The organism is Mycobacterium sp. UNC410CL29Cvi84 (assembly GCF_000686745.1).
Classification (GTDB): Bacteria; Actinomycetota; Actinomycetes; order Mycobacteriales; family Mycobacteriaceae; genus Mycobacterium; species Mycobacterium mucogenicum_B.
The window spans coordinates 212,504-237,871 of the sequence record NZ_JMLM01000006.1; the positions used below are offsets into that span (position 1 = coordinate 212,504).

Genomic DNA, 25,368 nt, shown 5'->3' on the forward strand with positions numbered 1-25,368 from the left:
TGTGTTTCGACTCACGTGAGTCAAAACCTTTACCCGAGGTCGTATCTGCGAAACAACTGTGTGATTCCTTTGGCTGTGCATGTTGAGAGGCGTTCGGAGTTCATGTTGAAGCGTTTTGCTGTGGTTGCTGCTGTGGGCATGTTGCTCCCGTTCGGGGCAGCGACCGCTGCGTACGCCGACCCCGCGCCCGCCGGTGACGAGGGCCCGCCGCCGGACACCGGCATCGTGGCCTCGGAAGAACCGGCGACGGTGACGACGCCCGACGGCTGGACGCTCACCGTGGTGGCCAAGAACGAGACCGAACTCCCCGTCGCACCGCTCACGACCGCGGTCAGCTCGCGTGAATACCTGGTGGGCGGCACGTTCACCGGGACGGTGACGGGCAAGGGCAAGACCACCCTCAACGGCGGCACACTCGAGGCCGGCTACCAGATCGGCTGCGGTATCGAGCTGGGCCAGGTGCGTCTGGTCGGGTCGATCGGTATCGCCACGTCGGGATCGACGCTGGCCGGCCTGCTGCCCACGGGCGTGAGCGTCCCGATGTCGGGCACCGTGGAAATCCACCCGAAGCCGGGCACCGTGACCCAGGTCCCCGTCGACAAGAAGTCCTTCAAGTCGGCCCCGGTGCGCATCACGCTCAAGGACACGCACGTCAAGGTCGACGGTTGCGTCGGCCAGTCGTTCCTGCGGTCCTACGCGGTGCTGACCAGCTCCACCACCGACACCGACGACATCGTCGCCTACTACGGCGTCACGAAGTCCGTCTGATCCGAGCCGCACGCCGTTTCGGCGCGCGGAGCACCCCCGACCGGGCACAATGCCCGGGTCCGTAGAAGGGGGAGCATGAGCGACGACGCCGAATCGCCGGCAATGCGGCAGCGCGTCGAAGACCGCTACCGGCAGCTGGCCGAGCTGCGCCAGCTGCGGCCCATCGTCGCCGTCGTGAACCGCTTCAACGAGATCGACGGCGGCACGCTGGGCACGGTGGTGTCGGTGCAGCTGTTCACCACGGTCATCCCGCTGGCGATCATCGGCTTCAGCTACCTCACCGGGTTCGCCGACAGCGCCAGCCCCGGCGTCGTGGTGAGCCGGCAGCTCGGTCTGGCGTCTCCGCTGACCGACCATGTCCGAGCCGCCTTCGGCCGGGCGTCGGGTCTCCGGTCCAACTGGACGTTCTTCGGCGTCGCGAGCTTCCTGGTGTGGGGCATCCCGATGTCGATGACCATCGCCGGCATCTTTGCCAAGGCCTGGCGCCGCGAACCGTTCGGCTGGGGCGGCAAGCTGTGGCGCGGGGTGACGTGGTTCGTCCTGTATCTGACGATGATCGGAGTGCGCGAACGGATCGCGTTCGGCGCTGAGCACCACGGGTGGAGCCAGATCCTGCTCTTCGCGGTGTCGCTGATCCCGGTCTGGATCTTCTGGACGATCACCCCCGCGCTCCTGGTTCGCGACGGCGGCCGCGCCTGGCGCGCGCTCTTGCTCGCGGGCTTGGCGGGCGTCGTCATCGAGGGCACCATCCTGCCGCTGGCGGCCCGGATGATCTTCCCGCCGCTGCTGCGCGGGTGGGATGACTTCGGGCCCATCGGCGTCGCGATGGCGCTGCTCACCTGGTGTGGGATCAGCGGCGCCGGCTGGGTGGTGACGGCGTGCGTCGGCGCGGTCTTGTGGGAGCGGACGGCACCGTCGCAGACGGTCATCGAGGCCGAGACGGACGCAGACGACGAGCTGGTGCGGCCGCACCAGCAAAAAGCGCCCCCGGCAGGAATCGAACCTGCGACCTAGAGATTAGAAGGCTCTTGCTCTATCCAACTGAGCTACGGAGGCAACGCGCTGGAAGTCTATCCCGACGCCTCCGCGCAGTGGCCATGGCAACAGCCGTATTGCCCGCGCTGTGTCCGGCGGCGGACTAGCGTTAGGGTCCAGCGCTGGGCAACGACGGAGGAGAGCGACAGCCATGAGCGACGTGCCGGACTTTGACACGGCCGGGTTGCCCGAAGAGTTGAGTGCAGTTGATCAGTTGATGCATCGCGGGGAGGCCAATCCGCGCACCCGGTCCGGCATCATGGGCGTCGAACTGCTGGACGTCACGCCCGATTGGGAGCGGTACCGCGCGGGGTTCGAGCAGGCGTCCCGCAAGGCCATCCGCCTGCGGCAGAAGGTCGTGATGCCGAGCCTGCCGACGGCGGCGGCGCGCTGGGTCGTCGACCCCGACTTCAATCTGGATTTCCACGTGCGGCGCGTGCGTGCGCCCGGTGCGGGAACGCTGCGTGAGGTCTTCGACTACGCCGAGCTGGCGCTGCAGTCGCCGCTCGATATCTCGCGGCCGCTGTGGACGGCGACGTTGGTCGAAGGGCTGGCGGGCGGCGGCGCCGCGAACATCGTGCACATGAGCCACGCCGTGACCGACGGTGTCGGCAGCATGGAGATGTTCGCGAACCTCTACGACCTCGAGCGCGATCCCGCGCCGCGGCCCTCGGCGCCGTTGCCGATCCCCGAAGACCTGTCGCCGAACGACCTTGCCCGCCAAGGCATCAACGCGTTGCCCAGAGGCATCGCCAACAACGTGCTCGACGTGACGCGCGGTGCGGCCGGGCTGCTCGGGCGCATGATGCGCGATCCGGCCGACGCCGTCGGCGGGGTCGTCGACTACGTCCGATCGAGCCGTCGGGTGATGACGCCCGCGGCGCCGCCGTCGCCGGTGCTGCGCCGCCGTGGTCTGGCGTCGCGCAGCGAGGCGATCGACATCAAGTTCAGCGATCTGCACAAGGCGTCCAAAGCCGCCGAGGGCTCCATCAACGATGCCTATCTCGCCGCGCTGTGCGGCGCGCTGCGCCTCTACCACGAGGCCAAGGGCATCCCGGTGGCGTCGCTGCCCATGGCGGTGCCGGTGAACGTGCGCTCCGACTCGGACCCCGCCGGTGGCAACAGGTTTGCGGGGGTGAACATCGCCGCGCCCATCGGCGTCGTCGACCCGCGCAAGCGCATCCAGAAGGTGCGCGCCCAGATGACCCGCAAGCGCGAGGAACGCGCCATCGAGGTGGTGGGCGTCGTCGCGCCGCTGCTGAACCTCGTGCCGGACCCCCTGCTGGAGTCCATGGCCGGCTCGGTGGTCAATTCCGACGTGCAGGCCAGCAACGTGCCCGGCCCGCCGATGGACACGTACATCGCCGGCGCAAAGGTGGTGCGGCACTACGGAATCGGGCCCCTGCCCGGTGTCGCGATGATGGCGGTGCTCATCTCGCGCAGCGGCTGGGTCACCATCAGCACCCGCTACGACCGGGCGTCGATCAACGATCCCGAGCTGTGGGCCCGCTGCCTGCTCGACGGATTCAACGAGGTGCTGGCCCTGGGTGGGGACGGCCGGGCCATTCCGGCGTCGTTCGCGCTGGCGGACGAACAGGCCGAGCCGGCAGTGAACGGGGGTGCCGCACAATGAGTTCGGACGACGACTACGCGGGCGAGTTCCGCAACGCCCGGCTGCCGGGCTCGGTGGCGGAGATTCTGGCCAGCCCCGAGGGGCCGGAGGTCGGCGCGTTCTTCGACATGGACGGCACCCTGGTGGCCGGGTTCACCGGTGTGATCATGACGCAGGACCGGTTGCGCCGCCGCCAGATGGGCGTCGGTGAATTCATCGGCATGGTGCAGGCCGCGGTGAACCACCAACTGGGACGAGCCGAGTTCGAGGACCTGATCGGCCGGGGCGCGCGGATGCTGAACGGCAACTCGCTCAGTGACCTCGACGAGCTGGGGGAGCGGCTGTTCATCCAGCACATCAAGAAGCGGATCTACCCCGAGATGCGCGAGCTCGTCCGCGCGCACCAGGCGCGCGGGCACACCGTCGTGCTGAGCTCGTCGGCGCTGACGGTCCAGGTCGAACCGGTGGCGAACTTCCTCGGTATCAAGAACGTGCTGTGCAACAAGTTCGAGACGGACGAGGACGGACTCATCACCGGTGAGGTGGTCAGGCCGGTGCTGTGGGGGCCCGGAAAGGCCAACGCCGCACAGCATTTCGCGGCGAACAACGGTGTCGATCTGGCGAAGAGCTACTTCTACGCCGACGGTGACGAAGACGTCGCCCTGATGTACCTGGTCGGCAATCCACGGCCCACCAATCCGGCTGCCAAGCTGGAATCCGTTGCCGCCAAGCGTGGTTGGCCGGTGCTGAAGTTCTCCAGTCGCAGTGGCAGCAGCCCCATCGCACAGCTGCGGACCTTCGCCGGTATCGCGTCGCTGGCCCCGGTCGCCGCCGGTGCTCTCGGCCTCGGTCTGTTGACCGGCAACCGGCGCACGGGCGTCAACTTCTTCACGTCGGCGTGGAGCAAGGCGTTGATGGCGACGCTCGGCATCGACCTGAACGTGCTCGGCGCGGAAAACCTGCGGGCGCAGCGGCCTGCGGTGTTCATCTTCAACCACCGCAACCAGGCCGACCCGATGATCGCCGGCGCGCTGGTGAGCGACAACTTCACCTCGGTGGGCAAGAAGGAGCTCGAGAGCAACCCGATCATGGGCACCATCGGCAAGGTGATGGACGCGGCGTTCATCGACCGCGATGATCCCGCGTCGGCCATCGAGAGCCTGCACAAGATGGAAGATCTTGCCCGTAAAGGCCTTTCGATCCTCATCGCACCCGAGGGCACTCGCCTGGACACCACCGAGGTCGGCGAGTTCAAGAAGGGCCCGTTCCGCATGGCCATGGCCGCCGGTATCCCTGTCGTGCCGATCGTGATCCGCAACGCGGAGGTGATCGCCGCGCGCGATTCGTCGACCTTCCACGCGGGCAAGGTCGACGTCGTCGTGTACCCGCCGATCTCGGTCGAGGACTGGACCCTGGAGGACCTGTCGGAGCGTATCGCGGAGGTGCGTCAGCTCTATCTCGACACCCTCCGAAAATGGCCACATGACAAGGTGCCCGACAACGCGCTGTACCACCGGACCGCGCCTGCAGCACAACCTGATTCGGGTGACGACAGCGGCGATGCGCCGCGCAGCGCCAAGGGCCGACGGTGAAACACACCGCTGACGACCTCGCCAGCTTCGACCCGACGGACGACGCCCTGGTGCTGACCGCCGTCGGCTCCGCTGCCGAATGGGACCTGCTCAACGACTGGCTGGCGCACCAACGCAAGCAGCACCCGGATACCCGCCTCGAGGTGCTCCGGCTGCCGACCGATGGCGAGCCCTCGCCCGGCACGCTGGCCCGCCTGGTGGAACTGCTCGGCGCCGATGAGGGCCGTTCGGTGGTACCCGTGCGGGTGTTCTGGGTGCCCGCGGGGCTGCCGACGCGCTCGAAGATCGTCGGGTTGATCTCCGGCCGCGACCGGTACCGGCCACCGGAGGTGCTGCAGCGCCGCATCCTGCGCAAGGACCCGCTGCGCGCCCGGGTGGTGGCCGGTGAGCCCGCCACCGTGGGGCAGTTGCGGCAGCAGTGGAAGGACACCACGACCGCCGAAAACCCAAGGGAATTCGCCCGTTTCGTCCTGCGCCGGGCGCAACTCGCCATCGAGCGGGTGGAGCTGCGGCTGCTCGGGCCCGAATACAAGTCACCCCGGCTGGTCAAGCCGGAGGTGCTGGCGTCGGCGCGGTTCCGGCAGGGCCTGGAGAAAATCCCCGGCGCGACGGTCGAGAAGGCCGGCGAGATGCTCGACGAGCTGTCGACGGGCTGGAGCCGCTTCTCCGTCGACTTCATCCCCAAGATCGGGCGCGCCATCTTCAGCCGCGGTTTCGACCCCAACGTGGACTACGACCGCGAGCAGGTCGAGGCCATGCGGCACGCGCTGGAGCTGCACCCCGCCGTCCTGCTGTTCTCGCACCGGTCGTACCTCGACGGCGTGATCGTGCCGGTCGCGATGCAGGAGAACCGCCTGCCGCCGGTGCACACGTTCGCCGGCATCAACCTGGCCTTCGGCCTGATGGGGCCGATCTTCCGGCACTCCGGCGTCATCTTCATCCGGCGCAACATCGCGGGCGACCCGCTCTACAAGTACGTGCTCAAGGAGTACGTCGGGTACATCGTGGAGAAGCGCTTCAACCTCAACTGGTCCATCGAGGGCACCCGCTCCCGGACCGGAAAGATGTTGCCGCCCAAGCTCGGTCTGCTCGCCTACGTCGCCGACGCCTACCTCGACGGCCGCAGCGAGGACATCCTGCTGCAGCCCGTCTCCATCAGTTTCGACCAGCTGCACGAGACGGCCGAGTACGCCGCCTACGCGCGCGGCGGCGAGAAGACGCCCGAAGGCCTGAGCTGGCTGTACCACTACATCAAGGCGCAGGGCGACCGGAACTTCGGCAAGATCTACGTGCGCTTCCCCGAAGCGGTGTCGATGCGCGAACAGCTGGGGCCACCTGACGGGCCGGTGGCCACCGACCCCGCGGCCAAGCGTCTCGCACTGCAGAAGATGGCGTTCGAGGTGGCCTGGCGCATCCTGCGAGCCACCCCGATCAACGCCACGGCGCTGGTGTCGGCGTTGCTGCTGACCACCCGCGGTCTGGCGCTGACGCTGGACCAGCTGCACCACACTCTGCAGGACGCGTTGGATTACCTTGAGCGCAAACAGATTCCGATGACCAACTCGGTGCTCCGGCTGCGTACCCCCGAGGGGGTCCGGGCCGCGCTCGACGCGATGTCCGGCGGGCACCCGGTGACCGCGGTGAACAGCGGCCGGCAGCCGGTCTGGTACATCGCGCCGCAGGACGAGCACGAGGCCGCGTTCTACCGCAACACCACCATCGACGCGTTCCTGGAGACCGCGATCGTCGAGCTGGCCATGGCGCATGCGGCCAAGGCGGAATCCGATCCGGTGGAGGCGTTCTGGTCGCAGGTGATGCGGCTGCGCGACCTGCTCAAGTTCGAGTTCTACTTCGCCGACTCGGCATCGTTCCGCGCCCACATCGTGGAGGAGATGTCGTGGCAGGCCAACTGCGAGCAGCAGCTGGCCGAGGGTGGCGAGGCCATCTACGCGATGCTGCGGGCCAAGCGCCCGATCATCGCCGGCGCGATGCTGCGGCCGTTCCTGGAGGCCTACGAACTGGTCGCCGACGTGTTGCGCGGTACGCCGCCCGACATCAGTGAGAAGGACCTGACGAAGCGGGCACTCGGTGTCGGCCGGCAGTACGTCGCACAGGGCCGGATTCGCAGCAACGAGTCGGTGTCGGCGCTGCTGTTCACGACGGCGCGGCAGGTGGTGGCCGACCAGAAGCTGCTCGAAGCGGCCCCTGATCTGGAGGAGCGGCGCACGGCGTTCCTCGCCGAACTGCGGGCGATCCTGGCGGACCTGGCGACAGTGGACTCGATCGGCTGGATCAAGTTCGACGTCCGGGAGCTGCAGCGGCGCAAGGCCAAGAAGGCCATCGACGTCATCGAGGCCGAGTAACCCGCCCCCGGGTTATCCACAGTTCGCGATTCATCCACAACCGGCGCCGTCCCGAGGGCGGCGCCGGTTCTTTTGTCGGTGCCTGACGGGTCAATGGACGCACAGGCCGACGAGAACGCCGGCAACACCGAAATGGATGGAGAAGCACATGTTCGAGACACCCATCACCGTCGTCGGGAACGTCGTCACCGATGTCGTGTCACGCCGCGCCGGCGAGACCAATCTTGTGACGTTCCGGGTGGCGAGCAATTCGCGGAAGAAGACCGACGACGGTTGGGAGCCGGGCAACTCGTTGTACGTGACAGTGAACTGCTGGGGCCGGGTGGCCGACGGGGTCGCGGGCCGGTTGTTCAAGGGCGACCCGGTGGTGGTCGTCGGCCACATCTTCACCAACGAGTACCTGGACAAGGAGGGCAACCGCCGGTCTTCGATGGAGGTGAAGGCGACGTCTGTCGGTCCGGACATGGGCCGGTGCCAGGTCAAGGTCGATCCCCGGCGGCCGAACCCGATCGAACTCGAGCCACCGCAGGTCGAGCCCGAGGCGGGCTCAGAGTCGCCCGATGCCGAGAATTCCGGCGCACTGGTGCTGTCGGCGTAGAAAATGCCGGGGCGCCTCACGAAGCCCGGCGCGGGGGGCGCCCCGACCGCGCCATCGGGCGATTTGGCGGCTTGCCTAGGATGGTCAGCGAGTTTTCGCGGGACCGCGCCCGACCCAGTGAGCCGGGGCGCGCGCTACGAGAACGCTACGACGAACAGCCAACGAAAGGCATGACGACGGCATGGCCGAATTCATCTACACGATGCGCAAAGTCCGCAAGGCGCACGGCGACAAGGTCATCCTCGACGACGTCACCCTGAACTTCCTGCCCGGCGCGAAGATCGGTGTCGTCGGCCCCAACGGCGCCGGTAAGTCCAGCGTCCTGAAGATCATGGCCGGCATCGACAAGGCGAACAACGGCGACGCCTTCCTGGCGCCCGGCGCCACGGTGGGCATCCTCATGCAGGAGCCCGAGCTCGACGAGACCAAGACCGTCCGGGAGAACGTAGAGGCCGGTGTCGCGGTCAAGGCCAAGCTCAACCGGTACAACGAGGTCGCCGAGCTGATGGCCACCGACTACACCGACGAGCTCATGGAAGAGATGGGCAAGCTCCAGGAGGAGCTCGACGCCGCCGATGCCTGGGACATCGACTCCCAGCTGGAGCAGGCCATGGACGCCCTGCGCTGCCCGCCGCCGGACGAGCCCGTCACCCACCTGTCCGGTGGTGAGCGCCGCCGCGTCGCCCTGTGCAAGCTGCTGCTGAGCAAGCCCGACCTGCTGCTGCTCGACGAGCCCACCAACCACCTGGACGCCGAGAGCGTGAACTGGCTGGAACAGCATCTCGCCGACTACAAGGGCGCGATCCTCGCCGTCACCCACGACCGGTACTTCCTGGACAACGTCGCCGAGTGGATCCTCGAGCTCGACCGCGGCCGCGCCTACCCGTACGAGGGCAACTACTCCACGTACCTGGAGAAGAAGGCCGAGCGTCTCGAGGTCCAGGGCAAGAAGGACCAGAAGCTGCAGAAGCGCCTCAAGGACGAGCTGGCCTGGGTGCGTTCGGGTGCCAAGGCTCGCCAGGCCAAGAACAAGGCCCGCCTCGGACGCTACGAGGAGATGGTCGCCGAGGCCGAGAAGACGCGGAAGCTCGACTTCGAGGAAATCCAGATTCCGACGCCGCCGCGTCTGGGCAACGTCGTGGTGGAGGTCGACAACCTGAAGAAGGGTTTCGACGATCGCGTCCTGATCGAGAACCTGTCCTTCACCCTGCCGCGTAACGGCATCGTCGGCGTCATCGGCCCGAACGGTGTGGGTAAGTCCACGCTCTTCAAGACCATCGTCGGTCTGGAGCAGCCGGACGCCGGCACCGTGAAGGTCGGCGAGACGGTCAAGCTGTCGTATGTCGACCAGAGCCGCGCGGGCATCGACCCGAAGAAGACGGTCTGGGAGGTCGTCTCCGACAAGCTCGACTACATCGAGGTCGGCCAGAACGAAATCCCGTCGCGGGCCTACGTGTCGGCGTTCGGCTTCAAGGGACCCGATCAGCAGAAGCCGGCCGGCGTGCTCTCCGGTGGTGAGCGCAACCGCCTGAACCTGGCACTGACCCTCAAAGAGGGCGGCAACCTGATCCTGCTCGACGAGCCGACCAACGACCTGGACGTCGAAACCCTGTCTTCGCTGGAGAACGCGCTCGAGCAGTTCCCCGGTTGCGCCGTGGTCATCAGCCACGACCGCTGGTTCCTCGACCGCACCTGCACCCACATCCTCGCGTGGGAAGGCGACGACGAGGACGAGGCCAAATGGTTCTGGTTCGAGGGCAACTTCGGTGCCTATGAAGAGAACAAAGTGGAACGACTTGGAATCGAAGCGGCGCGTCCGCACAGAGTGACCCACCGCAAGCTGACTCGCGACTAACGTCGCATCTACGTGCTCGGATCGGGGCACGTAGGTGCAACGTCAGGAGCAAGTCGGATGACGGAAAATCGGGGCGGACTCAGCAGCACGCGGTCCGCCGGCGCGGACGGTAACGCTGGTCTCGCACGGGCATACCTGCAGACCTACCGCGGCCCCAACGATGGCTCACCGGCCGACGGTGGGGTCACCGCCCCGATCGACGCGGCCCTGGCAACCCGGGTCTCCCCGGAGTTGCTGGCCGCGCACTATCGCCTCGGTCATCGCCGGTCGACGGGGGAGACGCTGGTCGCGATCTACCCCGCCGACGATCCGGGGCGTTTCGGTCCCGCGCTGCAGATCGTGACCGATCACAGCGCGCTGCTGATGGACTCGGTGATGGTGCTGCTGCACCGCATCGGCGTCGCCTACACCGCGATCATGAGTCCCGAGTTCCGGGTGCGGCGTGACTCGGCGGGTGAGGTCGTCGCGATGGGCCCGGCGGGTGACCCCAGCGCTCCGCCCGACGGCATCGACGAGACCTGGATCCATGTGCAGCTGGCGACCATGGGTGACGGCAAGGCCGTCGCCGAGGCGGCCGCCGTGCTGCCGCATGCCCTGACCGACACCCGTGCGGTGGAGCTCGATACGCCCGCGATGAACGCCGCGCTCGTCGGGCTGGCCAACGCGCTCGACGCCGACCACAACGGCCGGTTCCCCGGCTATGACCGGCGCGACGTCGCGGCCCTGCTGCGCTGGCTGGCCGACGGGCATTTCGTCCTGCTGGGCTACCAGCAGTGCACCATCGAGAACGGGCAGGCCCAGGTGGACCCGGCGACCCGGCTCGGCGTGGCCAAGCTGCGCACCGACGTGCTGCCACCGCTCGCCGGCGACGACGAACTGCTGGCGGTGGCCCAGGCCACCATGCCGAGTTACCTGCGCTACGGCGCCTACCCGTACATCGTGGTGGTCCGCGAGAGCGCGGGACCGAACGGGCCGGCGCGTGAGCACCGGTTCATCGGTCAGTTCACGGTGACCGCGGGCAACGCCAATGTGCTCGAGATTCCCCTGATCTCGCGGCGGGTCAACGAGGCGCTGGCGTTGTCCCAGGGAGATCCGAGCCGGCCCGGCCAGCTGATGCTGGACATCATCCAGACCGTGCCGCGGTCCGAGCTGTTCTCCTTGACCGCACGCGACCTCGTCGAGATGGGCAAGTCCGTCATCGACCTGGGGTCGCGGCGACGCGCGCTGCTGTTCCTGCGCGCCGACAAGCTGGCCCACTTCGTATCGTGCCTGGTGTACCTGCCGCGTGACCGCTACACCACCGATGTGCGGCTGGCCATGCAGGACATCCTGGTGCGCGAACTCGGCGGCGAGAGCATCGAGTACACCGCCCGGGTCAGTGAATCACCCTGGGCCGTCGTGCATTTCACCGTCCGGTTGGGCGAGACCGCGAGCCCCGCGACCATCGACACGTCGGCCGCCAACGAAACCCGCATCCAGGGCCTGCTGACCGAGGCCGCCCGGACCTGGGGCGACCGGCTGATCGGCGCCGTCACACCGGGCACCATCACCCGCGCCGAGGCCGAGCACTACGCGGTGGCGTTTCCCGAGGTATACAAGCAGGCCTTCACACCGACCGGTGCCATCGAGGGCATCAGCATCATCGACCAGTTGCAGGACGACAGCGTCAAACTGGTGCTGGACTATCCCGAAGCCGGGCCCGACGATGACGGCACCGCCCAACTCACGTGGTACCTGGCCGGCCGGTCGGCCTCGCTGAGTGAGCTGCTGCCGATGCTGCAGTCCATGGGCGTGGTGGTGCTGGAGGAGCAGCCGTTCAACGTCGTGCGCGCCGACGGTATGCCGGTGTGGATCTACCAGTTCAAGATTTCCCGGCACCACTCCACCGTCGACGCCCCGGAAGCCGAACGCGAAGTCATCGCCACCCGTTTCGCCGACGCGGTCACCGCCATCTGGCAGGGCAAGGTGGAGATCGACCGGTTCAATGAGCTGGTGCTGGGCGCGGGACTGACCTGGCAGCAGGTGACGATCCTGCGGGCCTACGCGAAATACCTGCGGCAGGCCGGTTTTCCCTACAGCCAGTACCACATCGAGACGGTGCTGCGGGACAACCCGGCCACCGCGAAGTCGCTCGTCGATCTCTTCGAGGCGGTGTTCGACCCGACCGGGGCCGACGCGGCAGACCGTGCCCAAACCGCCGCGGCCGCCGTCGCCGCGGACATCGATGCCCTCGTGAGCCTGGACACCGACCGCGTGCTGCGGGCGTTCGCGGCGCTCGTGCAGGCCACGCTCCGCACCAACTACTACGTGACGGCGCCGGGCTCGGCGCGACAGCGAAACGCGTTGTCGTTCAAGCTCAATCCCCAGCTCATCGACGAATTGCCGCTGCCCAGGCCGAAATACGAGATCTTCGTGTACTCGCCGCGGGTCGAGGGCGTGCACCTGCGGTTCGGCAACGTGGCCCGCGGCGGCCTGCGCTGGTCGGACCGGCGGGAGGACTTCCGCACCGAGATCCTGGGCCTGGTCAAGGCGCAGGCGGTGAAGAACGCCGTCATCGTCCCCGTCGGCGCCAAGGGCGGCTTCGTGCTGAAGTCGCCGCCGGCGCCCACCGGTGACGCGGCCGCCGATCGCGATGCCCTGCGCAACGAGGGCGTCGCCTGCTACCGGCTGTTCATCGCGGGTCTGCTCGACGTCACCGACAACGTCGAGACGGCGACCGGCGCTGTGGTGCCGCCGCCGCAGGTGGTGCGTCGCGACGGCGACGACGCCTACCTGGTGGTTGCCGCCGACAAGGGCACCGCGACGTTCTCCGACATCGCGAACGATGTCGCCAAGTCGTACGGCTTCTGGCTGGGCGATGCGTTCGCGTCCGGCGGTTCGGTGGGCTACGACCACAAGGCGATGGGCATCACCGCCAAGGGCGCCTGGGAGTCGGTCAAGCGGCACTTCCGCGAGATGGGGCATGACACCCAGACGCAGGACTTCACCGTCGTCGGCGTCGGCGACATGAGCGGTGACGTGTTCGGCAACGGCATGTTGCTGTCCAAGCACATTCGCCTCGTGGCGGCCTTCGACCACCGGCACATCTTCCTGGACCCGAACCCCGATGCGGCCCGCTCGTGGATCGAACGCGACCGGATGTTCAAGCTGCCGAGGTCGAGTTGGGACGACTACGACAAATCGCTCATCAGCGAGGGCGGCGGCGTCTACAGCCGCGACCAGAAGTCGATCCCGATCAGCCCGCAGGTGCGGGCGGCGCTGGGCCTGGCGGCCGACGTCACCGAGCTGACCCCGCCGGCGTTGATGAAGTCGATCCTGCTGGCGCCTGTCGACCTGTTCTGGAACGGCGGTATCGGCACCTACATCAAGGCCGAGACCGAGTCGGATGCCGATGTCGGTGACCGCGCCAACGACGCCATCCGGGTCAACGGAAATCAGGTGCGCGCCAAGGTGGTCGGCGAGGGCGGCAACCTCGGTGTGACGCAGCGCGGCCGCATCGAATTCGATCTGGCCGGCGGCCACATCAACACCGACGCGATGGACAACTCGGCGGGTGTGGACTGCTCCGACCACGAGGTCAATATCAAGATTCTGGTCGACGCCCTGGTGACCTCGGGCAAGGTCGCGGCCGCCGAGCGCACCGACCTGCTGATGTCGATGACCGACGAGGTGGGCCGGCTCGTGCTGGCCGACAACATCTCTCAGAACGATCTGATGGGCACCAGCCGCGCCAACGCGGCCAGCCTGCTGCCGGTGCACGCCGCCCAGATTCGCAATCTGGCCGCCGAACGCGGCCTGAATCGTGAGCTGGAAGCGCTGCCGTCGGACAAGGAGATCCGCCGGCGGATGGAGACCGGGCTGGGGCTGACCTCACCGGAGCTGGCGACGCTGATGGCGCACGTCAAGCTGGCGCTCAAAGAGGATGTGCTGGGCAGCGACCTGCCCGATCAGGAGGTGTTCGCCGGACGACTGCCGGACTACTTCCCGGAGGAGCTGCGGGACCGGTTCGGCGCAGACATCCGGTCGCACCAGCTGCGCCGGGAGATCATCACCACGATGCTGGTGAACGACCTCGTCGACACCGCAGGCATCACCTACGCCTACCGGGTCGCCGAAGACGTCGGCGTGGGGCCGGTCGACGCGGTCCGCAGCTACGTCGCGGTGGACAAGATCTTCCGGGTCGGCGAGGTGTGGCGGAACATCCGGGCGGCCGGCCTGGCCGGTGTCCCGGTGGATGTCACCGACCGCATGACGCTGGATCTGCGCCGGCTGATCGACCGGGCCGGCCGCTGGCTGCTGAACTACCGGCCCCAGCCGCTGGCGGTCGGCGCCGAGGCCAACCGGTTCGCGGCGAAGGTCGCCGAGCTCACCCCGGAGATGGCGCAGTGGCTGCGTGGCGACGACAAGGCCATCGCCGAGACCGATGCGGCGCAGTTCGTGGCCGCGGGCGTCTCGAAGGAGCTGGCCTACATGGTGGCGACCGGGCTGTACCAGTACAGCCTGCTGGACGTCATCGACATCGCCGACATCGCCGAGCGTGAGCCCGCCGAGGTGGCCGACACGTACTTCGCGCTGACCGACAACCTGGGCATCGACAACCTGCTCACCGCGGTGTCGGAACTGAGCCGCAATGACCGCTGGCATTCGTTGGCGCGCTTGGCGATTCGCGATGACATCTACGGATCGATCCGGGCGCTGTGCATCGATGTGATGGCGGTCGGCGAACCCGACGAGACCGGTGAACAGAAGATTCACGAGTGGGCGTCGACGAACAGTTCGCGGGTCATGCGGGCCCGCCGGACCCTGACCGAGATTCTGGGCGACGAGGTGCGTGACCTGGCGACGCTGTCGGTGGCCGCGCGGCAACTGCGCAGCATGACCACGCGGACGACAGGAACGGGCAATCAGGGATGATGGGCGGGTGACAGAGCGATTCACGACGCCGGTGCCGGTGCGCTGGTCAGACATCGACATGTATCAGCATGTCAACCACGCCACCATGGTGACCATCCTCGAGGAGGCGCGGGTCCCGTTCCTCACCGAGCCCTTCGCCGAGGACGTCGCCACCACCGGCCTGCTGATCGCCGAGGTCAACGTGAAGTACAAGGACCAACTGCGCCTTGTCGATTCACCGCTGCAGGTGACCATCTGGACCAACCGGCTGCGTGCCTGCGACTTCACGCTGGGCTATGAGGTGCGGTCGGCGCAGGCCGACCCGGATTCCAAGCCCGCGGTGATCGGGGAGACCCAGCTGGCCACCTTCAACATCGAGCGACAGATGCTGGTGCGCATCGCCCCGCATCAGCGGGAGTACCTGCAGCGTTTCGCGCGATGAGCGCCTGCGCGAAGAACAGGGTGCACCGATGAGCGAGCGGGGCATCTGGCTCGCCGACGCCGCGCAGGCGCAGAACCTGGCCACCTTTGTCGAGCGCGTGCTGCGCCTCGACGAGGCGGCCGTGGTGCGGTTGCGGGCGCGCGGTGAGGGCGTCGTCGTTGCCTGGGCGGCAACAGGTTTCGAGGTGCTGGCCGCACGTGTGGTGAACGGGCGAGTGTCGCCATCCGATCTCAGCGCCGGGGCCGACGCGTTGAGCCGTGAGCTGCCCGGTTCGGGCCGCATCGATCCGGGTTTCGCGATGGACTCGGCGTGGCGTGGTGCGCTGCCGCCCGACGACGGCTTCAGCCACCTCGACGATGTGCCGGCGGCCGCGGTGCTTGAGCTGTTCCAGCGCGGCGTCGAATTGGCCCGGGAACACAGCGGCCCGCAGGGCCCGCCGCCGTCACTGCTGGACCAGGACGTCCTCACCGTCAGCTCCGGCGACATCGAGGTCGGCATCCCGATGCGTTGTGTATTCGCTTTGACCGCCATGGGTTTCGTGCCCGATCCGCTGCCGGAGAATGAGGTGGTCCGGGTTCGGGTGCATCCGACGTGGCTGCGCATCGACGCGCGGTTCGGGTCGGTGTACCGCCGCCGTGGTGGTCCGATCCTGCTGTCGCCCTAGGACCGAACCGGGCAAGCGCGAATCAGTGCTTGCGGACGACGTGCTCGGCTTTGCCGGGCTTCCACACCGTGATGTCGAGGTGCCCGTCCTCCACTTCGACCGCGGACGCCCCGACCAGGTCGGCGCGATAGCAGTGTTCGAACTCCTGGCCGCGGATGTCGAAGCCGGTCTGTTCGTACAGCGCCTCGGCGAACCGTCGATGAAGGGCCTTGTCCTGCACGTCCTCCACGACGCCCCAGAGTTTCGCATCGCCGTCGCCGACGTGGGTGTCGACGGTTGCGGTGTGCAGACAGAAGCGCGGGTCGCGGGCGAGGTCGTCGAATTTTGTGGTGTGCGGCATGCCCGAGATCCACAGTTCGTCTTCGAAGAACCGGGGCTCCATGGGGCTGATGCGGGGAAATCCGTCCGAGCGCAGCGTGCCCAGCATGCACAGGTTTCCGGTGGCGGTGTGTCGGCGGACGAAGGTGGTTGCGATTCGCGGTGCGACGTCCGCGAACTCTTTCCAACTGGTCATGTTTCCGACGGTAGTCCCGGTCAGTCGGGGATGGTCGCGTATGCCCGGACGGGGAAGGTGCCGAATCCTTCGATCCGCGGCGGGGCGGCGGTGAAGCGTGCACCCCGGGCCGGTAGCGCCGCCAGGTTGGTCAGGTGCTCGACGACGTGAATCCCGTTGCCCAAGAGCACGGTATGGATGGGCCGCCGTCCGGCGGCTGCCGGGCAGGCGTCGTCGATGTTGACCGAGTCGATCCCGACGAGAGCGACCCCACGGCTCACGAGGAGCTCGGCCGCGGCCTCGGACAGGAACGGTGCGTCGACGGCGTAGGCCTCGGTGCCGAAATGCCGGTCCCACCCGGTATCGATCAGTACCGCACAGCCGGCTTCGATGTCATCGGGCAGTTCGGCGGCATCGACGGCGCGTGCCGTGACGTCGCGACGGTGAACGACGATCGTGGGCAGGTCCACCAAGGTGTTCAGATCGAGGCCGGCCAGGTCGGCACCGTCCTCGTAGCGGTGAAACGGGGAGTCGAGGTAGGTGCCCGTGTTGCCGACCATCGTGATCGCGCCGATCGCGAACTCGGTGCCGGCGGCGTAGACGTCGCGGGACGCCGCACGGGTGAGGTGGTCGCTGATCGACGGTGCCGGCAGCCCGGGGTAGGTCACCAGCCCCGCACGAATCGTGTGGGACAGATCGACGAGCATCGCGACTCCGTTCAGATTGGCGGCGGCTGAGTGAAGAACTCTAGCCGCGTCAGCCCGCGGCCAGCGCGTCGTGCCATGGCTTGGTGTCGGTGATCTGGGTCAGTGCGGCGATCTTCCCGTCGCGAACGGTGATGTCGTGGGCGAACGCGGCCGTATAGCGGCGTCCGGTGGTCCGGCACCGCCCGCGGTAGTAGCCGAGCACGATGACCCGGTTCTCACCGGCGATGACGTATTCGTCTGGGTGCGGTGCTATTTCGTAGTGCTTGGACGCGCCGCCCCAGACATCGCGCAGCATCTGTTCGGGGCTGTGCACGGTGCCGCCGAGGCCGAACGGCATGCCCTCGCTGACCCGGCCGGTGAAGTCGGGATGCAGCAGTGCGGCCAAGGCGGTGCGGTCGTGTGTGCCGAAAGCGGCGTAGAGGCGCGTGGCGACCTCGGTTGCCGGGGTGGTGTCGGGTGTGGTCATCGGTCTTCCTCTCGATACTTTATTAGAGGGTTATCTCTAATAAAGTAGTAGAGCATAGTCTCTAGATCATGGGTAGACCTCCACAGCACACGGCCGACGATTTTCTGGACGCGGCCGCGCGCCTGTTCGTCGCCGGGGGAGCACGCGCGCTGACGATGAACGCGGTCGCGCGGGAGGTCGGGGCGCCGAGTGGGTCGATCTACCATCGCTTTCCCGACCGGGCCGCGTTGTTGGCCGCCTTGTGGCTGCGCACCACGGCGGGCTTTCAACGCGATTACCTGGACGTCCTCGGGGAACAACCGACGCCGGACACCGCCGTCGGTGCGGCCACGTGGCTGGTCGACTGGTGCCGCGATCATCTGCCGGCGGCCGTGGTGCTGCAGGCCGGCGTGCGGTCATTCGAGCCCGACGAATGGAGCGCGGCCGCCCGGACCGAACTGGCTGCCGCTGAAGACGATTCGCGGCGGCGCCTCGACAAAGCCGTGCGAACCCTGGCGAGACAAACCGGACGTCCCGCGGATCAGATCGCCTTCGCCCTCCTGGACCTGCCGTTGGCCGCGGTGCGGCGGCACCTGCTCGCGGGTGAGCCGCCACCGAAACGCGTCACCGTGCTCGTCAGGAGCATGGTGGGCCTCGTTCTGGGCGCGCCCGCCGACTAGCGCAGAGCGACCGTCAGACGCGAGCCATCGGCTCCGTGGAGGTCGTGGTGGTCGACGGTGCCAGCCGGTCGAGTAACGGACCGGCCAGCTTCTCGAGCAGATCGAACGAGAAGGGCTGTGTCATACGGCGATTGACGCCCGGTGCGAGGCGGTGCATGACATAGCCGAGCCACGCCTCGGCCCGCACGGGTACCACCGCGAGGTCGTAGCTGACCGCCCGCACCACGGCGCGCGCCACGAGGTCGGGGCTCATCGGCGAGAACGGCAGCTTTTCAGCGAACTCCTGAAGCTGCCTGGTGAGACGCTGGGCCTGCGCGACGAGCGCGGGGTCCACGCCGACGGTCACCGCGCGGTCGCCGATGTTCGTGTTGATGACGCCGGGGCAGATGGCACTGACCCCGATGCCGTACGGCTTGAGCTCGAGGCGCAGGCATTCGCTGAGCATCTTGACCCCCGCCTTGGACACCGAGTACGGCGCCATGACCGGTGTCGGCGTGAAGGCCGCCGCCGAGGCGATGTTGACGATGTGACCACCCCGGCCGCGTTCGGCCATCTGCGCACCGAACACCCGGCAGCCGTGCACCACGCCCATCAGGTTGACGCTCAGCTGCTTGTCCCAGTCCGCCGCGGACAGTTCGAGGAAAGGCCCACCGACGACGATGCCGGCGTTGTTGACGACGACGTCGGGCACCCCGTGCTCGGTGCGTACGTCATATGCGAAAGCCTCCCAGTCCTCCGGGTCGGTGACGTCCAGCCGGGCGGCCGAGGCGCGGCGGCCGGCGCCCTTGATCATGGCGGCGGTCGCTTGCGCCGAGTCGAGGTCGATGTCGGAGACCACCACGTGCGCAACACCTTTGGCGAAGCGGATCGCGGTGGCGCGCCCGATGCCGCTGCCGGCGCCGGTGACGACCACGAGCTGTGGGTCCAGGCTGTTGATCTTCATCCGGCTTCCTTCGCAGTGGCTGCTACTTCGTGGGCATTGGCGGTGCCGGGCCCGTACCGGTATACGTCGAGGTCGTAATGGCGGTTCTGCCAGTACATCTCGCCGTGCGTGGTCGGCCGGAAGGGGGAATCGCCGTGGTAGTCGATGTAGTACGTGTTGGACCCGGCGCAGGTCGGCGTGAACAGGACATTCCGCGCCTGCCGTCGGAGGCAGTACTGGAAATAGGCGTCGTGGACTTCGCGCCGGATCTCGACCTCCCGCGCGCCGCGGCGCTTGGCTTCGGCGATCGCGCGGCTCAGGTGGGCCGCGGTGGCCTCGATCATCCACAGGTACGACCCGAGCACGAAGCCGTAGGGGCCGGTGATCATGAACATGTTCGGGAAGCCGGGTACGGACACACCCTGATAAGCCTGAAAGCGATTGACCGCCCAGAACTCCGCGGCGTCGAGTCCGTCCCGGCCGACGACGGGGAACGGCGGTACCGAATCCCGTTCCCACAGTTTGAATCCGGTCGCGCAGATGAGGACGTCGACCTCGTGCTCGACGCCGTCGGCGGTCACCACGCCGGTGTCGGTGATGTGCTCGATGGCGTCGGTCACCAGGCTCACGTCGCTGCGGTTGAACGTCTTGAGGTAGTCGTTGGACATCGACGGGCGCTTGCAGCCCAGTCCGTAGCGGGGGATCAGTTTCTCCCGGACCGCCGGGTCGGTGATCTGGCTGCGCATCCACGCCCGCACGGGTGCCTCGGCGAGCTTGCGCGTCGCTTCGACCATCCAGCCCGGCCCGGTGAGCATGCCGCCCATCCCGATCTCGGTCGCGACGGTCCCGACGGCGCGCAGCGCCGACCGCACCTGGGCGACCTCGAGGACCGCGCGGGTGAGGCCGTGAATCTTGCTGTCGGGCTTGGGAAAAACCCAGATCGGTGTGCGCTGGAAGACCGTGAGGTGCGCCACCTTGTCGACGATCGCCGGCACCAGCTGCAGCGACGTCGCGCCCGTGCCGATGACCGCGACCCGCTTACCGGCCAACTCGACGTCGTGATCCCACAGTGCGGTGTGCATGAGAACCCCGCCGAAATCCTGCAGCCCGGGAATGTCCGGCAGCTTCGGCCGCTCGAGTCCACCGACCGCCATCACCACGTGACGGCCGGTCATCTCGGCGCCACCATCGAACGTCAAGCGCCACATGCTGGTCCGCTCGTCGAACGTCGCAGCGGTCACGGTCGTGTTCAGCCGCAGTTTGTCGCGCAGGCCGTACTTGTCGACCATGTCGTCGGCGTAGTCCCGCAACTCGCTGCCGGGTGCGAAGACCCGCGACCAGCCGCCGCGCTGCTCGTAGGAGAAGCTGTAGATCACGGACGGGATATCCACTGCCACACCGGGATAGGTGTTCGCGTGCCACGTGCCGCCGACGTGATCCCACTTGTCGACGATGACGAAGTCGTGGATCCCCTTGCGCTGGAGCGCGATACCGGCGCCGATGCCGCCGAACCCGGCGCCGACGATCACCACCTCGTGGTCGGGATCGTGTCGCTCCGCCGTTGCCGGCCGCGCAGCCTTCGCGCTTGTGGTCATGTCTGTGCCCGACTACCGGACGTAGCCGACGAGTTCGCCGTCGGCGCCGAACAAGTCGTGCTGCCAGCGGGCCAGGAGCTCCTCGGTGGGCACGTCGTCGGGGTGGAAGCCGGGCCGTAGATATTCGGCGATCTCCCCGAGGATGCCGCGCACCAGCGGCCCGCGGAAGACGCCGTAGGTCTGGCGGAGCACCGTGATCGGTCGCGGCCATGCCGTCGGGTCCAGCAGGATCGACAACGCCACCGCGGCGGTGACGACGGGGATGGTCAGGAAGTACATGAACCACATGACCGCGATGCGGGTGCGCTCGGAACCGCCCACCGACCGGTAGACGTCGAAGGCGACGGACTTGTGCTCCAGTTCCTCCATGGCGTGCCAGTTCAGCAAGCGCCAGACCTCGGGATCGCCTGGGATTGCCTGGATTTCGTCGTTCGACAGCACCCGTGCGCCCAGCACCGCGGTGTAGTGCTCGGCGGCGGCCGTCATCGCCAGGTGCACCTTCGCCGGGATCAGCTTCTCGATGCGGAGCACGACCTTCTGGCGCACGCTCGTCGGGGCGAACAGCAGGAACCGGACGAGGGGATAGCCCATGTCGGCGAGCTGGGTGTTCAACTTGCGGTGCTCCTGACCGTGCACGGACTCCTGGCCGATGAAGCCGGCGACCCGTCGCTTGAGATCGGGATCGGTGATCTGGTCGGAGAAGCGGCGAACGGAACGGATGAACGACTCCTCGCCGGGTGGGAAGGAACCGGACAACACCGCCAGCAGGTGGCTGAACACGATGTCGCCCTCGACGAAATGCCGGTGCAGCGGTTCGGGTTCCCCGAACCGGAACCGCATCCGGCGGACCTTGGGAAACGCGACCGCATGCGCGGTGATGGGGTCAGCACTCATGATCGATTCCTTCCGTTGTGCCGGCTATCTGAGGTGGTCGACGAGGACGCCCTCGGCGCCGAAGAGGGTGTCGCGCCACTGCTGGGCCAGTGCGCTCGTGTCGACGTCGTCCGGATGGAATCCGGGACGCAGGTAGACCGCGAGGTCGGGTAACAGGCCCTTGAATATCGGGCCGGTGAACAGTTCGTACGTCTCGCGTACCAGGCGGTCGGGCCGGCGCCGCGCCACGGGATCGGACCCGACCGAGACGGCGAGCGAGATGAGCGTCACCGGCAGCAGCAGGGCGCACGCCGCCACCATGACCGCGATGCGGGTGCGCTCGGTGCCGCCGACGGCGCGGTAGACGTCGAAGGCCACCGATTTGTGCTCGAGTTCTTCCAGCGCATGCCAATTCAGCAGATGCCACACCTCGGGATCGGCCGGGATCGCCTGCAGCTCGTCGCTCGAGAGCACCCGCTCGGCCAGCACCGCGGTGTAGTGCTCGGCGGCGGCCGTCAGCGCCAGATGGACATGCGCGGGCAACCGGTCTTCGAACCGAATCCGCTTGTCTTTGAAGGATTCTGAATCCCACCACGCGATGGGGTAGCCCATCGCGACCAGCTTCTCGTTGAGGTGCCGGTGCTCCTGCCCGTGCATGGACTCCTGGCCGATGAAGCCGGCGACCCGTTTCTTGAGGCCGGGATCGGTGATCCGGTCGGCGAATCGGCGGACCGACCGGATGAAGCCCTCCTCGCCGGGCGGAAATGCGCCCGAGAGACCGGCGACGAAATGGCTGAACACCATGTCGCCGGCGACGAAGTACTTCCGGCTCGCCTCCTCGGCGAATCGGAAGCGGATTCGCCGGGTCCGGGGATAGGGCGCCTGGGAGCTGGGCTCCGACGACGCCGTCGGGTGTTGCCTGCTGCGTACGGCCATGCCGCCAGCCTTTCCTCGAACAATCAGTAACTAGTACCGCGAGTTCTAGTAGTTCGAAGTTACGACGGCATGCGCCATTGCGCAAGGGTTTTGGATAACGACGTTTTCTGAGCTGCCCGTGTGCAGGTCAGGAGGACCGGCCGTGGCTCAGTCGGTGGTGCCGAACAACGCCATCTGCTCGTCGGGTGCGATGACGACACCGCGGGCAGCGGCCGCCGCTGACACCGCACCCCAGATCACGGGCGTCAACTGGGCGATGAGTTCGTCTTTGCCGATCGTCGGTTCGTTGAGCCAGCGCAGCACGCCGAGCGCCACGGAGCCGAGGATCGCGTCGGCCGTGTATTCGAGATGATCGCCGTCGCCGCCGTGGGCCCGCACCATCGCCGCGAGGACCTCGGTCATCGCGCTCGACAGGTTGCGGCCGTTCTCGAGCAGCTTGGTCCGGGAATGGTCGTCGCTGAAATGGGAGCCGACGACGAACCGAAAGAGGTTGGGGCGCTCGGCCACCAGGTCGACATAGCCGGTCAGCGCAGAACTCACCAGCTCCAGCGCCGTCGCGGTGACGTGGAAGCACGGCATCACGCGCTGCACGATCAGCTCCTGCATGCGCTCACCGACCGCGGCGAACAGCGTCTCCTTGTCGGTGAAGAAGCGATAGAGCTTCGGCCGCGGGACGCCGGCGGTTTTCACCACGTCGTCGATCGACAGGTCGGGCCCGTACTCGTCGATCGCCCGCAGGGTCGCCTCGATCAGGTCGGCCTTCACCGTCGCGCGGTGCGCCCGCCAGCGGTCGGCCCGCGCGTCACCGGTCGGTGCGGACATCCGCACCGCGACACGGGTGGCATCCACGGGCATGGGCTAATCGTAAGTCAGCCAGAGGGCCGTGTCGGGTGGGATTTGCCCGTTGGGCAGTGGCCCGCTGGCGAGCACCACCCGGCCGGCGGGGACGTCGACCGCGGTGCTGCCCGCATTCAGCAGGCATACCAACCCGTCCTCGCACCGGAATGCCAGCAGCTCCGGCGCGGTCGGCAGCCACCGCACCGAGCGGCCCAAAACTGTTCGGCCCCGGCGTAATTCGATGGCGCGCCGGAAGAGCGACAACGTCGAATCCGGTTCGTCGGTCTGCGCGGCGACGGTCAACGGCCCCCAGCCGTCGGGCATGGGGAGCCAGGTGTGCGCGGTCGCCGAGAACCCGTACGGCGCGCGGTCTCCGGACCAGGGCAGTGGCACCCGGCAGCCGTCGCGGCCCCGCTCGGTGTGGCCGGACCGTTCCCAGACGGGGTCCTGCAGGACGTCGTCGGGCAACTCGACGTTGGGTAGTCCGAGTTCTTCGCCGTTGTAGACGAACACCGCGCCCGGCAGTGCCAGCATCACCAGCGCCATCGCCCGGGCGCGCGAAAGTCCCTGTACGCCATCGCCGTAACGGGTGACCTCGCGTTCGACGTCGTGGTTGGACAGTGTCCAGGTGGGCGGTGAGTCGGCCAGTGCGGCGGCGGCCAGGGAATTCTCGATCGCCTCGCGGACGGCGGTCGCGGTGAAATCGGCTCGTACCAAACGGAAATTGAAGCCCAGATGCAGCTCGTCGGGCCGGAGGTACTTGGCGAAATCCTCGTTGTCGAAAACCCAGACCTCGCCGACGGTGGCCGCGTCGGGATAGTCGTCGAGCACCGTCCGGATGCCGCGGTGGATGGCGTGCACACCGTCGTTGTTGAACCGCGGATCGTCGGCCCGGCTGGCCAGCATGGTGCCGTTGGGGTCGGCCATGTCCGGCAGGTCGGCCGGTTTCGCCATCCCGTGCGCGACGTCGATCCGGAATCCGGCGACGCCGCGGTCCAGCCAGAACCGCAGCGTCCGTTCCAGATCCGCGGCGATCTCCGGGTTGTCCCAATTCAGGTCCGGCTGCGCGGCGTCGAACAGGTGCAGATACCACTGGCCGGGCCGGCCGTCGGGTTCGGTGACCCGGGTCCACGCCGGCCCGCCGAACACCGACGTCCAATTGTTGGGTGGCAGAACGCCGTCCGGCCCCCGTCCGTCGCGGAACAGATAGCGGTCCCGTTCGGGACTGCCGGGCGGTGACGTCAGCGCCGCCCGGAACCACGGATGCGCCGAGCTGGTGTGGTTGGGGACCAGGTCCATGGTGACCTTGATGCCCGCCGCATCGGCGGCGGCGATCAATCGATCGAGGGCCGCCATGCCGCCGAACAGGGGATCGACGTCACGCGGGTCGGCGACGTCGTACCCGTGATCGACCATGGGGGAGACCATCACCGGGTTGAGCCACAGCGCGTCGACGCCGAGTGCGCGCAGATGGTCCAGGTGCGCGGTCACGCCGTCGAGATCGCCGACACCGTCACCGTCGCTGTCGGCGAAAGAACGCGGGTAGAGCTGATAGAAGACCGCGCGTGACCACCACCGCGGATCTGCCATCAGAACGCCGAGTTGACCATGTGCTGGGCGGCCATGTCGAAGTAGTCGAGCAGCGCCTGCCGGTGCGCGTCGTCGATGGTCTCGGGCCCGATCGAGGCGAGCGCGCTGTGCATGCACCGCAGCCAGGCGTCGCGCTCGAGGTAGCCGATCCGGAACGGGGCGTGCCGCATCCGCAGCCGGGGGTGGCCCCGTTCCTGGCCGTAGGTGCGGGGGCCGCCCCAGTACTGCTCGAGGAACATCCGCAGGCGGTGCTCGGCGCCGTCGAGGTCGTCCTCCGGATACAGCGGGCGCAGGATTTCGTCGTCGCGGACCAGTTGGTAGAACCGCGACACCAGGAGCCCGAAGGTCTCCGCCCCACCGACTTCGTCGTAGAACGACCGCTGCGCCTCTGTCACGGTCGCCATTGTCCACGAGGACGCGATGACGCGTTCCATGCGGGACTCGTCACGCGAAGTTCATCGAATGGTC

The 25,368-nt window shown here is 67.7% G+C and carries 21 protein-coding genes and 1 tRNA gene; 11 read left to right on the plus strand and 11 right to left on the minus strand.

Annotated elements, in window-relative coordinates:
• The first annotated feature begins 102 nt into the window (after positions 1-102).
• Together BR47_RS0109395 and BR47_RS32005 are read left to right on the plus strand one after the other, a co-directional pair.
• Entirely contained in the window at positions 103-768 is a 666-nt protein-coding gene (locus tag BR47_RS0109395; protein WP_029119341.1) for an MspA family porin, read from the plus strand.
• Positions 769-843: 75 nt separating this feature from the next.
• Positions 844-1,782, plus strand: a complete 939-nt coding sequence (locus BR47_RS32005) for a hypothetical protein (RefSeq protein WP_051634727.1) — start codon at positions 844-846, stop codon at positions 1,780-1,782.
• Here BR47_RS32005 and BR47_RS0109410 read toward each other — a convergent pair.
• Positions 1,751-1,824, minus strand: a tRNA-Arg gene (locus tag BR47_RS0109410). The genes BR47_RS32005 and BR47_RS0109410 overlap by 32 nt on opposite strands.
• Before the next feature lie 130 nt (positions 1,825-1,954).
• Between BR47_RS0109410 and BR47_RS0109415 the strand changes: the two genes are divergently transcribed.
• The 8 genes from BR47_RS0109415 (at position 1,955) to BR47_RS0109450 (ending at position 15,822) form a co-directional block, all read left to right on the plus strand.
• Entirely contained in the window at positions 1,955-3,436 is a 1,482-nt protein-coding gene (locus BR47_RS0109415) for a wax ester/triacylglycerol synthase family O-acyltransferase (protein ID WP_029119343.1), read from the plus strand.
• Complete coding sequence (locus BR47_RS0109420) at positions 3,433-5,007, plus strand: HAD-IB family hydrolase/lysophospholipid acyltransferase family protein (protein WP_029119344.1); 1,575 nt, start codon at positions 3,433-3,435, stop codon at positions 5,005-5,007. The genes BR47_RS0109415 and BR47_RS0109420 overlap by 4 nt, the downstream gene beginning before the upstream one ends.
• Complete coding sequence (locus BR47_RS0109425; protein ID WP_029119345.1) at positions 5,004-7,370, plus strand: glycerol-3-phosphate 1-O-acyltransferase; 2,367 nt, start codon at positions 5,004-5,006, stop codon at positions 7,368-7,370. Before BR47_RS0109420 ends, BR47_RS0109425 begins: the two co-directional genes overlap by 4 nt.
• A 148-nt stretch (positions 7,371-7,518) precedes the next feature.
• Entirely contained in the window at positions 7,519-7,968 is a 450-nt protein-coding gene (gene ssb / locus BR47_RS0109430; RefSeq protein ID WP_029119346.1) for a single-stranded DNA-binding protein, read from the plus strand.
• 181 nt (positions 7,969-8,149) lie between these two features.
• Complete coding sequence (gene ettA, locus BR47_RS0109435; RefSeq protein WP_020102242.1) at positions 8,150-9,823, plus strand: energy-dependent translational throttle protein EttA; 1,674 nt, start codon at positions 8,150-8,152, stop codon at positions 9,821-9,823.
• Positions 9,824-9,880: 57 nt separating this feature from the next.
• Positions 9,881-14,737, plus strand: coding sequence for an NAD-glutamate dehydrogenase (locus BR47_RS0109440; protein ID WP_029119347.1), 4,857 nt, complete (start codon positions 9,881-9,883; stop codon positions 14,735-14,737).
• 7 nt (positions 14,738-14,744) lie between these two features.
• A complete protein-coding gene (locus BR47_RS0109445; protein WP_020102240.1) occupies positions 14,745-15,158 on the plus strand; it encodes an acyl-CoA thioesterase in 414 nt (137 codons plus the stop codon).
• Between the two features lie 28 nt (positions 15,159-15,186).
• Positions 15,187-15,822 (plus strand): DUF8185 domain-containing protein, encoded by a 636-nt coding sequence (locus BR47_RS0109450; RefSeq protein ID WP_020102239.1) that lies wholly within the window; start codon positions 15,187-15,189, stop codon positions 15,820-15,822.
• Positions 15,823-15,844: 22 nt separating this feature from the next.
• Here the strand turns inward: BR47_RS0109450 and BR47_RS0109455 are convergent, their stop codons facing one another.
• From BR47_RS0109455 to BR47_RS0109465, 3 genes are read right to left on the minus strand one after another with little or no spacing between them, the layout of a single operon-like run.
• Entirely contained in the window at positions 15,845-16,336 is a 492-nt protein-coding gene (locus tag BR47_RS0109455) for a pyridoxamine 5'-phosphate oxidase family protein (protein WP_029119348.1), read from the minus strand.
• A gap of 20 nt (positions 16,337-16,356) precedes the next feature.
• On the minus strand, positions 16,357-17,022 hold the full coding sequence (locus tag BR47_RS0109460; protein WP_029119349.1) for a cyclase family protein: 666 nt from the start codon (positions 17,020-17,022) through the stop codon (positions 16,357-16,359).
• Positions 17,023-17,071: 49 nt separating this feature from the next.
• Positions 17,072-17,488, minus strand: coding sequence for a nuclear transport factor 2 family protein (locus BR47_RS0109465; protein WP_020102236.1), 417 nt, complete (start codon positions 17,486-17,488; stop codon positions 17,072-17,074).
• Between the two features lie 68 nt (positions 17,489-17,556).
• On the opposite strand from BR47_RS0109465, the gene BR47_RS0109470 reads away from it, so the two are divergent.
• Complete coding sequence (locus BR47_RS0109470; protein WP_029119350.1) at positions 17,557-18,147, plus strand: TetR/AcrR family transcriptional regulator; 591 nt, start codon at positions 17,557-17,559, stop codon at positions 18,145-18,147.
• A gap of 13 nt (positions 18,148-18,160) precedes the next feature.
• On the opposite strand, the gene BR47_RS0109475 is transcribed toward BR47_RS0109470, so the two are convergent.
• The 7 genes from BR47_RS0109475 to BR47_RS0109505 form a co-directional block, all read right to left on the minus strand.
• Positions 18,161-19,090 (minus strand): SDR family NAD(P)-dependent oxidoreductase, encoded by a 930-nt coding sequence (locus tag BR47_RS0109475; RefSeq protein ID WP_029119351.1) that lies wholly within the window; start codon positions 19,088-19,090, stop codon positions 18,161-18,163.
• Positions 19,087-20,664 (minus strand): flavin-containing monooxygenase, encoded by a 1,578-nt coding sequence (locus tag BR47_RS0109480; protein WP_029119352.1) that lies wholly within the window; start codon positions 20,662-20,664, stop codon positions 19,087-19,089. Before BR47_RS0109480 ends, BR47_RS0109475 begins: the two co-directional genes overlap by 4 nt.
• Before the next feature lie 12 nt (positions 20,665-20,676).
• Positions 20,677-21,558 carry a metal-dependent hydrolase gene (locus BR47_RS0109485; RefSeq protein WP_036426982.1) on the minus strand — a complete coding sequence of 294 codons (882 nt, stop codon included), beginning with the start codon at positions 21,556-21,558 and terminating at the stop codon, positions 20,677-20,679.
• A 24-nt stretch (positions 21,559-21,582) separates the two neighbouring features.
• Positions 21,583-22,473: a metal-dependent hydrolase gene (locus BR47_RS0109490; protein ID WP_029119354.1), complete on the minus strand. Its 891-nt coding sequence runs from the start codon at positions 22,471-22,473 to the stop codon at positions 21,583-21,585.
• Positions 22,474-22,620: 147 nt separating this feature from the next.
• On the minus strand, positions 22,621-23,328 hold the full coding sequence (locus tag BR47_RS0109495) for a TetR/AcrR family transcriptional regulator (protein WP_029119355.1): 708 nt from the start codon (positions 23,326-23,328) through the stop codon (positions 22,621-22,623).
• A 3-nt stretch (positions 23,329-23,331) separates the two neighbouring features.
• A complete protein-coding gene (locus BR47_RS0109500; protein WP_029119356.1) occupies positions 23,332-24,900 on the minus strand; it encodes a glycoside hydrolase family 13 protein in 1,569 nt (522 codons plus the stop codon).
• Positions 24,900-25,304 carry a globin gene (locus tag BR47_RS0109505; protein WP_029105400.1) on the minus strand — a complete coding sequence of 135 codons (405 nt, stop codon included), beginning with the start codon at positions 25,302-25,304 and terminating at the stop codon, positions 24,900-24,902. Before BR47_RS0109505 ends, BR47_RS0109500 begins: the two co-directional genes overlap by 1 nt.
• Positions 25,305-25,368: the final 64 nt, after the last annotated feature.